Origin of the sequence: Microcoleus sp. Pol12B4, assembly GCF_036701385.1 — a bacterium.
GTDB lineage: Bacteria > Cyanobacteriota > Cyanobacteriia > Cyanobacteriales > Microcoleaceae > Microcoleus.
Window position 1 is genome coordinate 1 of sequence record NZ_JAUBQR010000239.1, and the last position, 10301, is coordinate 10301.

The 10301-nt window shown below is 45.6% G+C and carries 9 protein-coding genes and 1 pseudogene; 5 read left to right on the top strand and 5 right to left on the bottom strand.

The window, feature by feature from the left end; genetic code table 11:
* Window positions 1–261 precede the first annotated feature (261 nt).
* On the top strand, window positions 262–795 hold the full coding sequence (locus QUA38_RS24460) for an AAA family ATPase (protein ID WP_333166506.1): 534 nt from the start codon (window positions 262–264) through the stop codon (window positions 793–795).
* Between the two features lie 30 nt (window positions 796–825).
* Here the strand turns inward: QUA38_RS24460 and priA are convergent, their stop codons facing one another.
* Both priA and QUA38_RS24470 read right to left on the bottom strand, forming a co-directional pair.
* Window positions 826–3387 (bottom strand): primosomal protein N', encoded by a 2562-nt coding sequence (priA, locus tag QUA38_RS24465; protein ID WP_333166508.1) that lies wholly within the window; start codon window positions 3385–3387, stop codon window positions 826–828.
* 79 nt (window positions 3388–3466) lie between these two features.
* Complete coding sequence (locus QUA38_RS24470; protein WP_333166511.1) at window positions 3467–4537, bottom strand: ATP-binding protein; 1071 nt, start codon at window positions 4535–4537, stop codon at window positions 3467–3469.
* Between the two features lie 355 nt (window positions 4538–4892).
* On the opposite strand from QUA38_RS24470, the gene QUA38_RS24475 reads away from it, so the two are divergent.
* The 3 genes from QUA38_RS24475 to QUA38_RS24485 are packed head-to-tail and all read left to right on the top strand — an operon-like array spanning window position 4893 to window position 6306.
* Window positions 4893–5162, top strand: coding sequence for a hypothetical protein (locus QUA38_RS24475; RefSeq protein ID WP_333166514.1), 270 nt, complete (start codon window positions 4893–4895; stop codon window positions 5160–5162).
* A complete protein-coding gene (locus QUA38_RS24480; protein WP_333097484.1) occupies window positions 5152–6096 on the top strand; it encodes a fused MFS/spermidine synthase in 945 nt (314 codons plus the stop codon). The genes QUA38_RS24475 and QUA38_RS24480 overlap by 11 nt, the downstream gene beginning before the upstream one ends.
* A gap of 39 nt (window positions 6097–6135) precedes the next feature.
* Window positions 6136–6306: a YqaE/Pmp3 family membrane protein gene (locus QUA38_RS24485; protein WP_333071975.1), complete on the top strand. Its 171-nt coding sequence runs from the start codon at window positions 6136–6138 to the stop codon at window positions 6304–6306.
* A gap of 132 nt (window positions 6307–6438) precedes the next feature.
* Here the strand turns inward: QUA38_RS24485 and QUA38_RS24490 are convergent, their stop codons facing one another.
* The gene (locus tag QUA38_RS24490; RefSeq protein WP_333166516.1) at window positions 6439–7719 is read right to left on the bottom strand and encodes a lipid-A-disaccharide synthase; all 1281 of its coding nucleotides are present in this window, start codon (window positions 7717–7719) and stop codon (window positions 6439–6441) included.
* 36 nt (window positions 7720–7755) lie between these two features.
* Between QUA38_RS24490 and QUA38_RS24495 the strand changes: the two genes are divergently transcribed.
* Entirely contained in the window at window positions 7756–8232 is a 477-nt protein-coding gene (locus QUA38_RS24495; RefSeq protein WP_333166518.1) for an ankyrin repeat domain-containing protein, read from the top strand.
* 105 nt (window positions 8233–8337) lie between these two features.
* On the opposite strand, the gene QUA38_RS24500 is transcribed toward QUA38_RS24495, so the two are convergent.
* Together QUA38_RS24500 and QUA38_RS24505 are read right to left on the bottom strand one after the other, a co-directional pair.
* Window positions 8338–9414 (bottom strand): calcium-binding protein, encoded by a 1077-nt coding sequence (locus tag QUA38_RS24500; protein ID WP_333166520.1) that lies wholly within the window; start codon window positions 9412–9414, stop codon window positions 8338–8340.
* A 206-nt stretch (window positions 9415–9620) separates the two neighbouring features.
* Window positions 9621–10301 (bottom strand): annotated as a pseudogene (locus QUA38_RS24505) (calcium-binding protein); the annotation flags it as partial.

Below are 10301 nucleotides of genomic sequence, written 5' to 3' on the forward strand. Positions count from 1 at the left end.
ACAACCAGCATTCCGGGAGTTTTCGCCGCTGGGGACTGTCGCCGGGGACAAAGTTTGGTGGTTTGGGCGATTAATGAAGGGCGCGGCGTGGCCCGGGAGTGCGACCTTTATCTGATGGGGAGCACGGATTTGCCTTAGTTTTTAGGATTTACGCAGAGACTCTAGTTGTAGGGTGTGCACGGCGCACCTTACAACTACATAGTTGTGTAAAAAATATATTATAAAAATTGACTCATGTAGCGTAAGTCTTGTTAAAGCAATATGTACTCATCTTACAATACAAAACCGTGTAATCTGTTGCTGCTAGTAGGACTCAAAGGAGTTGGCAAGACGTTCATTGGTAGTGTTTTGGAGCAATATCTAGATGTAAAGTTTCTACGGATTGAACCTATATTTCTTGAGGTGCTTAGGCTAGAGCCAGGATTAGAAGGAATTCCGTTGGAGAAACGAGGATTCCAAATTGTGTTAGAAAAACTGGATGAGTTAGCTCAATCACATTCCACCCTTTGCATCGAGTCTACAGGCACAGCCCATACCTTCTCAGAGTTATTAACAGCCTTGCGACAAGGCTTCCGCGTGTTCCTAATCCATGTACAAGCTCCACTCGATACCTGTATAGAGCGAGTCATGACGAGAGATGTCTCAACCCACATTCCTGTTTCAGACCATAGGTTAAAAGAAATTAATGAACGTGCGTTGCTGGTCGATTTGCCTTGGGATTTAGAGATTGATAATTCTGAGTTCCAGGATGAGACTGCTATTGCTCAATCGGTAGAGAAGCTTTTACAGGCTTAATCCGAAACCGGGCTTTTAGGTTGCCCTCGCTCAACCAAAATTCAACGGATCGACATCAATAGTTAAACTAACAGAACGCGGCGTGCGATCGCGCAATCCGATCAAATCCGACAAATCCACCGACTCATCCAAAGGCAACTTCAGCAAAATCTGCCACCGATATCGATTTGCCACCCGCATAATCGTCGCAGGTGCAGGCCCCAACAACTCACACCCCGGTAGAGACAATCGCTCAATATACTCCTGACAAACAGACGCCAATTGTACCGCCGTCACCGCCACTTCCGCCGCATCTACACTGCTCAACCGCAACAAAACCAGCCGCCCCGAAGGAGGATAATTCAGCGTCGCTCTTTCTGCTAATTCTGTTTCCACAAAACCTGCATATTCGTGCCGCCTAACTGCTTGAATAACCCGATGTTCGGGAGTGTAAGTTTGAATAATTACCCGCCCCGGATCGTCGCCTCTGCCCGCACGGCCCGCGACTTGAGTTAATGTTTGAAAAGCTCGTTCGCTGGCCCGATAATCGGATAAGTTCAGCAACCCGTCAGCAGACACAACTCCCACCAAGGTGACTCCCGCTAAATCTAACCCTTTCGTCAGCATTTGCGTACCCAACAAAATGTCAGCTTCCCCATTGGCAAATTGCGTTAACAATCTGCGGTGATCGCCCTTATTTCTAGTCGTATCGCTGTCAAACCGAATTGCCCGCAATTCTGGAAACAATCTCGTTAATTCCTGTTCGACTCGCTGAGTGCCGCTGCCAAAGTTTTTGAAGTAAGGAGAACGGCATTCCGGGCAGTTTTGAGGGTGTCGTTCCGTGTGGTTGCAGTAGTGACAGCGCAATATTTCTGCTGTTGCTTCGCCGACGTGGTGATAAGACAGGGAAACATCGCAATTCGGGCATTCCATCACATAGCCGCAACTTCGACAAGAGACAAAGGTACTGTGTCCTCTTCTGTGAATAAACAGGATACCTTGCTGTTGTCTTGCTTGCAATTGTTCCAGCGCGTTTTGCAGGGAAGCGCTGAAAATTGAGCGGTTTCCTTGCCGCAATTCTTGGCGCATATCCACTATTTCCACAGGTGGCATGGGGCGGGAATAAATGCGATCGGGCAATGATAAATAATGGATATTTGGTAACGAGTAATAATCTCGGCGCGTCCCCACCAAAGTCTCTAATGCTGGCGTTGCGGAACCTAAAATCAAGGGACAATTTTCTAATTCGGCGCGCCATTTGGCAACGGTGCGGGCGTGGTAGCAGGGGGCTGGTTGGTCTTGTTTGAAGCTGCTGTCGTGTTCTTCATCGAGGATAATTAAGCCGAGGTGAGGTAAAGGAGCAAAAATGGCCGATCGCGTGCCGATGACAATTTGCGGGGTTCCCGTCAGCATCTGACGCCATGTATCGTAACGTTCGCCGTCGGATAGGGCGCTGTGGTACACGCAAATTTGCTCGCCAAAACGGGCTCGGAATCTGTCTGTAAGTTGCGGTGTCAAACCGATTTCGGGAACGAGTACGAGGGCGGATTTGCCGCTGGCTAGGATTGGGGCGATCGCCTGCAAATACACTTCGGTTTTCCCGGAACCTGTAACGCCGTGCAGCAGCACTTGACGGAATCCCGAAAAAGAGTTAATAAACGCTAAAGCTTCAGCTTGAAAATGAGTTAAAGTTTTGGGTGCATCTGGCAATTGAGAAATTCCGCGATCGCCCCTGATCACTTCCCTTTGGTCGATAACAACGGTACCTTTTTGTTCCAAATTTTTGACAACAGAAGAACTCGCGCTGCAAATTCTCAGCAAATCGTTCATCCACATTTCACCGCCACCGCGCCGCAAAACTTCCAATACTTCTTGTTGCCGCTGGGTTAAATCTGTGACAAATGCGCTATCAATTAATGTCACTGCAGGTTTGAGTTTTGGTTTGGGAGGATTGGGAGGTTCTAAATAACTTTCTACCCAACCGCGTTTCAACAAATCTTTCAATCCCCGATAACTTCCCTTAACTTGGCGCTGGAGGTATTGCCAAGTGTAATCGCCGTTTTTTTGAGCTTGCAGCAATTGCAAAATTTGACTCGCGGCGGGATTGAGAAATGTTTCGGCATTCGGAGAAATTGCGTCCTTAATTAAGCGAATTCGGCGCACGGAACGGCTTAATAAACCGGGCGGAAGGGACGCTCTAATTACTTGAATTAAAGGTGTGCAATAATAGGTGGCAGTGCGATCGAGCAATTCCCAGTAAGTCGGTGGGAAAAAACCTGTACTGACAACATCTTCGACATCTTTAACCCGCGCCGGATCTAAGTCTGGCGGCAGTTGAGAAATGAACCGAATCGCGATCGCCCCTACCTGTTGACTGCCAAAGGGTACACTCAAAATATCCCCTGGTTGCACGGTAAGTTCCGCAGGTAAACGATAGGTAAATAACTTATTTTCCTCCCCTGGGGAGTCCCCCGCAACCCGGAAAGGAGAGTCCACCAATACCTCGATCCACTCTGCCGGCACGGTGGGGCGCTGTGGCGGTTCGCTGCTGCCGTAGGATGCCCCGGCCTCTGCCGCTATAGGGGTTGACAAACCAAAAGTGACAGTAGACATAGGGTTGCACATCAAACTAGGAGGAGCCGCAGTCAAAGGGAGTTTTCATTATCCCTCAGTTTAGCTCGATCGATCGATCTTAGCGGCCGAAATTGGCGATCGGAATTTCGATCACCAATTCAGTCCCTTCTCCAATTGCGGAGATGCACTCCAAGCTGCCGCCGTGTTTGTCCACAACAATCTGATAGCTAATTGACAATCCCAAACCCGTCCCGTGACCAACGGGTTTGGTGGTAAAAAACGGATCGAAAATTTTCGCTTTTACAGATTCATTCATTCCCATACCATTATCTTTGATGCTAATTTTTGCCCCGTTTTCGGAAATAATAGAAGTAGTAATTGTCATCTGGATAGGGTTGGCTTCTATCTCGTCCATTGAGGAATTTTGCTCTCGCTCCCGCAGGGCATCCACAGCATTATTAATGATGTTCATGAACACTTGATTTAATTGTCCAGCATAGCACTCTACCTTGGGCACAGATCCATAATTTTTAATAATTTTTATAGCCGAACGACCTGGTTTTTCTTTAGTTAAATGCTGCAAAATTAACAAGGTGCTGTCAATCCCTTCATGAAGGTTAACAGGTTTTTTTTCACCTTCATCTACCCGCGCAAAGTTCCGTAAAGTCAACACAATTTCGCGGATGCGCTCGGAGCCAACTTTCATTGACGAAAGAGTTTTCAACAAATCTTCGCGCAGAAAGTCGAGGTCAATTTTTTCCAGGAAAGCTTCCATCTCTGCATCTATTTCGGGATAACGATCCTGGTACATAGCGAGCAGTTTTAAGATGTCTCCTGCATAGTCATTGACATAGCTAATATTGCCGTAGATGAAGTTAACGGGATTGTTGATTTCGTGAGCAATACCAGCTACCAAAATGCCCAAAGCCGACATTTTTTCGGCTTCGATTAATTTGAGCTGCGTTGTTTGCTGATTTTCCAGAGCTTTTTCTAGTGTAGACATTCTTGCTTTTAAAAGATTTTTGGAATCTCTAAATTCCTCAGTGAGCTTTTTTAGCAAAGATTCTTTTTTTTGATTAAGGGCTTGTAATTGGCTGCGTTCAGTTTCCGATTTTTCGAGTTTTTCCCGCAGGAGTCGATTTTCCTTTTCCAGCTCTTTGATTCTGTCGTCCCAGTCGGTTGGTTCCATCGGCTATTATTTTGAACCTAAAAATAGTGTCATAAAAGTTTTATGAGGAAATTTAGTTGCACCCTTTACCTAGTTAGAATTTCGGCGCACATCGCCTAGCCAATTGTGTCCGAAAAATTCAACGGTTCCTTTATTTTGGTCGATATAAAAATATTATCTAAGATACATTCAAAATGTCAACATATTAACAATAAATCTAGTTAAAACCGCTTGCTACTTGTATTCCCCGCTCTCGCATTTGCGGAGTTTTCATCCGATTCTTGATAAATAAGCAGGGCGATCGCAAACTTATAAAGGCGGGTCCAGCGCGAAAAATTGCCCGATTCAGACAACCTTTGTACAAAACCCGTCGGCAATGCAAAGCGAAAATATTAAATGTGAGTGCGATCGACCGGGGGCGACGGGAAAAGTGCGATCGACGGGGCGCGCGATCGCGCACAAGCAATCTCAAGTAACAAGCTTATTGCTTTCTCCCAGAACGCAATCACACTATAGCATTGCTGAGAAATCTCACTTTAATGTGTCGATCGTACTCACACACCCGCACCATTTTGTGCTAAGAACTACTACTTGTGACAACATCGACACAGCAGTTTATATTTGGAGAGTAATTGATGTCAGGTAGCGAAGTTCGTGCAGACTTTTGGATGAGCGAGTACATTACCCCTTGGGATATTTACGTTCACGGCGTCATCGCGGTGCTCGCTTACAAGAAAACAGCCTATCAAGAAATGTACGTAGTTCAGACCGGTACTTACGGCAAAGGCTTAGTTTTAGACGGTAAGTGGCAATCTTGTACAGGCGACGAGTTTCTGTACCACGAACCCCTGGTACACCCAGCCATGATTTGTCACGGTTCACCCAAAAAAGTCCTCGTTCTCGGTGGCGGAGAAGGAGCTACAATTAGAGAAGTGCTGCGCTGGAAAACAGTTGAAAAAGTCGTGATGATCGACATTGATGGCGAAGTAGTAGAAGCTTGTCGCGAACACCTGCCAGAAATGCACCAAAACGCCTTTGACGACCCCCGCTGCGAAGTAGTAATCGGCGATGCTTTGGACTATTTAGACAACACAGACAAAGATTGGGATATTGTCATTTCTGACTTGTCCGATCCCATTGAAGAAGGCCCATCTTTCCAGTTGTTTACCAAGGAGTATTTTGAGAAAGTTCGCAGCGTAATGTCACCTAACGGATATTTCGTAGTGCAAGCAGGTCCCGTTTCTCCGGCAGAAATGAAAATGCACGCTCGCATTGTGAATACCCTGAAATCTGTTTTCTCCAATGTTCAATCCTGCACCAGCTTTATTTCTACTTACGGAGCTCCTTGGGGTTTTGCGATAGCTTCTAATCAAGAAATAAATACGCGGCCCGAACCCGCAGTTACTGACAAATTACTCGCCGAGAAAACAACTGGCGGGTTGCGGATGTTCGACGGAATTACACTGTTGGGGTTGATGCAGCTTCCCGGTCACTTGCGGCAGGTAATCGCCGCTGAAACTGAAGTTTACACTATGGCAGCACCGCCTAAGTTTTTCGGGAAAGGTTCAGTCAGTCAGTGAAGTTAAATTGAAAGAGAAAACTCGTTTGGAGTAACTGAGATGAACAATTTAATTCGCATAGTCGCTGCAATTTTTCTTCCCCCTCTGGGCGTATTTTTGACTGTCGGCATCGGTACTGATTTTTGGATTAACCTGGTTCTCACGTTTTTGGGCTTTATTCCCGGTATCATTCACGCTGTTTGGGTGATTGCTAAGCACGATCGAGCTTAACTTGAAAGCAAATCCAGTTTTGGGATAATAAACAGGCAAGAGAAAATAAAATTTCTTTTGCCTGTTTTTACCAATTAATCTGGATTAAATCAGCGTTCATCCGCGTTCCTCTGCGGTTAAAAATAAAAAAATCTAATTCTTCTTATGACAATTAGATTGCACCTCAAGTTCTTCACAAACCAATTCAGCAATTTTTTTCGCCGCCCCCGATTCTCCTCGAGCCGCACGCAAACGATCGCCCATCTGTGCTAATTTATCAGGATGGCTCAAATAGTCGATCGCCAATTGAGCAATGACTTCCGGTTCCAGCTTCCCAATTAACTCCGGTACAATCTCTTCCTGTGCCCAAATATTCGGCCAAGCATAAAGCTTTCCCTTTCCCAATTGCCAGATTAGCCAATTAATCCCCGTCGCAAAAGCTGAACCGACTAACGGCAAATTTGCCAGCAATCCCGGCAAACCATCCCAAGCTTTCATCGCATCCAATTGCTGCGTCGGAATCAAAACAATCATCGGTACGGCTAACGAACCTAATTCCGCAGTATTCGCTCCCACAGTAGTTAAACACAAACTGCATTCTGATAGCAAATCGTAGGCGGGCGTCTGCGTCCAAAGTTCTACTTGCAAGTTATTTGCTGTCTGCAAAAACGGCCGTTCTGTTAAATAAAGTTCGGCGCTAGCGTTCTCAAATAAATGCAGGCAAGGATTTTGTTCAGGGTCGGCAAAACCTGCTAGAGTTTGCACATCTATGGTAGGAGCAACGGGAATAACAAAGCGAGTTTCAGGGCGGATGTGGTGGATGGATTGGGCGATCGACAAACATAACGGTACACCTAAAGCTAATTTCGCAGCTTTAGAACCGGGCAACAATCCAATTAATTCTATTTTCTGTAGGGGTACTGCCCCATGGTTGGCGTCCGCTTTTCGATTACCTACTTCTGCGATCAAATCTCCGACAACTGTAAATTTATTAGCATATTTTTCGGAAATTTTACCAAAAACTTGTGGTTTCATCACCGCAAATTTATCAATCCAGCGATACCACCGCGCGTCCCATTCAGCATAAATAACAGTGCGATATTTTAGCCTTTTGCCAATAACAACCGTAAAAAATTGATCGCCACCTAAAAACAAAACAACTCCTGTTTCATACCAATCCCAATTTTCAGCAGTTTTGCCAGATAATAGGAATGGAAAAAAATGCTCCGGTGCTTGAACTCTGTCAACTTCTGGGTAGGAAAACGCGATTTGTGCTTCTTTCCCGGTGGCGTGCGGACAGGGGGACAGCACCACAGAGATTCGCGCTTGAGTGCCCGCGTTTCCCAACTGTTCGCGCAAAGCTTGCACGGCGGGACGCACCCAAGTTGCTAATTCTCCGGGGCCGTTGGAGAGGATTAAAATATCTACTGCCATAGGATTTAAGATTTGAAAGGATGCAACGGAGATTTTATGACAGATTTAATTAATGCCGTCAAGACGGGTGATCTTGTGGCTGTAGAAAGTGCCATCGAACAGCGTGCAGATATCAATGCCAAAGATGAGGAAGGTGCGACGGCTTTGACGGCTGCGGCTGAGGCTGGCAATTCGGCGATCGTCAAAAAATTGCTGGCAGCAGGTGCCGGACCCAACAGTCAGGATAATGACGGCTGGACGCCGTTAATGAGTGCCGCTGCTGCCGGACATACGGAGATTGTACAGCTTTTGCTGGAGGCGGGGGCGGATGTGAATGCTAAAACTAATTTTGGTTTGACGGCTTTGATGAGTGCAGCAGGTAGCGGGCGCACTCAAGTTGTGGAATTTTTAATCGATAAAGGAGCTGATATCAAAGCTAAGGATAATAATACTTGGACTGCGTTAATTTGGGGGTCTTCGGAGGGCCACAAAGATACTGTTGAGGTTTTGAAGCTAGCGCGCGATCTCCATTAAAAACTCAGAAACCGGGTTTATCAAATAAACCCGGTTTCTGGATGATACAATTAATTATCGCACTTTCAGCAGCGATCGGGCAAATCCTGAATAGCTTCGAGATTTCTATCCAATTAGAAATCTAATAGCAGCGTTAGATGATGGTAATAAATTCAACTTGAGATTTCCGCCGCCTTCAATAACAGCGATCGTGTCAAATCTACTAATTCCCGAGCTTCCATCTGGAAGGGAGACCAACAAGCCGTTCGTTTGGATAGCTAAATCTCGATTATTGTTGATCGGAAATATCAAGAATTTATCTAAAGAAACTTGGAAATCGTCTGATTCTAGCTGAATGCTATCCTGACCTTGGGTAAAGTTCCGAATTGTAGCAAAACCAGGTCCGATATATAATATTGTTGGGGGCCTGAAAAACCTACCACCAGTACCTGGTAAAAGTTCTCCGAGCTTGAAGAGATCGCGGCCGCTACCGCCACTGAGAGTATCGAATTCATTACTGCCGTCACTTTCATAATTTCGGCCGGAGATGGTAAAGCTATTACTGCTTACAACAAACCCTACTTCAACTCCAATTAATTCGCTATTTCCGACCCCAGCACCGGTAATGATGTCATTCCCGGAACTGCCGACAAAAGTCGCAGAGCGGCTTGGATCGTTTTTGCCAAAATTGAAGTAGTGTTCCCGACCTGTTTTCAATGCTCCCGATTCGACAAAAGGCCGAACATCGGGATTTTTTTGTAAGTATTCTGTTTCAAAAAATGAAGTCCCAAACTGACCGTCTTTGAGGCCGAATTGAATGAAATGCTGGTAGCCGTTTTTAAAAGTTCCATTCTGAATAAACGGCTGTAACTGTCGGTTATTTGCTACATAAAACGCTTCATCATACTCAGGCGATACGCGCGTGCGACCTTCTTCGTAACCGTATTGGATAAAGTGGTCTAAACCAGACGCAAAAGGCGCGTTTGGATTGTTTGGGGTGCGAACAAAGGGAGCAATATCTGGATTTTGAGCTAGATAGGTTTCTTCGTCAAAGTGACGCGATACTTTGGTCAGGCCGCCGGCTTGACCGAACTTTTCAAAGTGTTCTCTTCCTGATTTGATAACTCCTGCATCAATGGCTGGTTTCACCCAAGGATATTGAGAAAGGTAGTATGGTTCGTCAAAAATATCATAATTAGTCATAATTTTGGCTCCAAGCTTAGTCTGCTTACTTGTCGATTAAACTTGACCCACTATTAGTAACTCTACTAACTCAGTATGTCAAGTTAATTATTATTAAGGCTATTTTATTATTTTCATGGCAAACACAACAGTGCGATCGCCCATTTTGCGAATGTGCGATCGCACCGACAGCAGCCCAAGCCAAATCCCCAATAGCTTCGAGATTTCTACCCAAGTGAAAATCTAGTAACTCTAGATTCTGGTAATAAATTCAACTTGAGATTTCCGCCACCTTCAATAACAGCGATCGTGTCAAACGGAGTCGTTCCGGGAACAGCGATGAGTGAAGCTTTGTATTGGATAGCTAAATCTCGATTGTTGTTGATGGGCAATATCAAGTATTGATCTGAGAAAGGTAAAAATGCATCTCCTAGCACGATGCTATCCTGACCTTTCGTAAAGTTTCGAATTGTCGCAAAACCCTGCCCAATATAGAATTTTACGGTTCCGGGCGGAGAACTTTTACCGCCTTCTATAAGGTCACCGAGTACGAATATATCGCGGCCGCTACCGCCAGTGAGAGTATCGAATTCATTGCTGCCGTCACCTTCATAAACTCGGCCTTCGCCAAAGCCATTACCTGTACGTAAACCTACTTCAACTCCAATTAATTCGCTATTCCCCACCCCAGGACCGGTAATGATGTCATTCCCGGAACTGCCGACAAAAGTCGCAGAGCGGCTTGGATCGTTTTTGCCAAAATTGAAGTAGTGTTCCCGACCTGTTTTCAATGCTCCCGATTCGACAAAAGGCCGAACATCGGGATTTTTTTGTAAGTATTCTGTTTCAAAAAATGAAGTCCCAAACTGACCGTCTTTGAGGCCGAATTGAATGAAATGCTGGTAGCC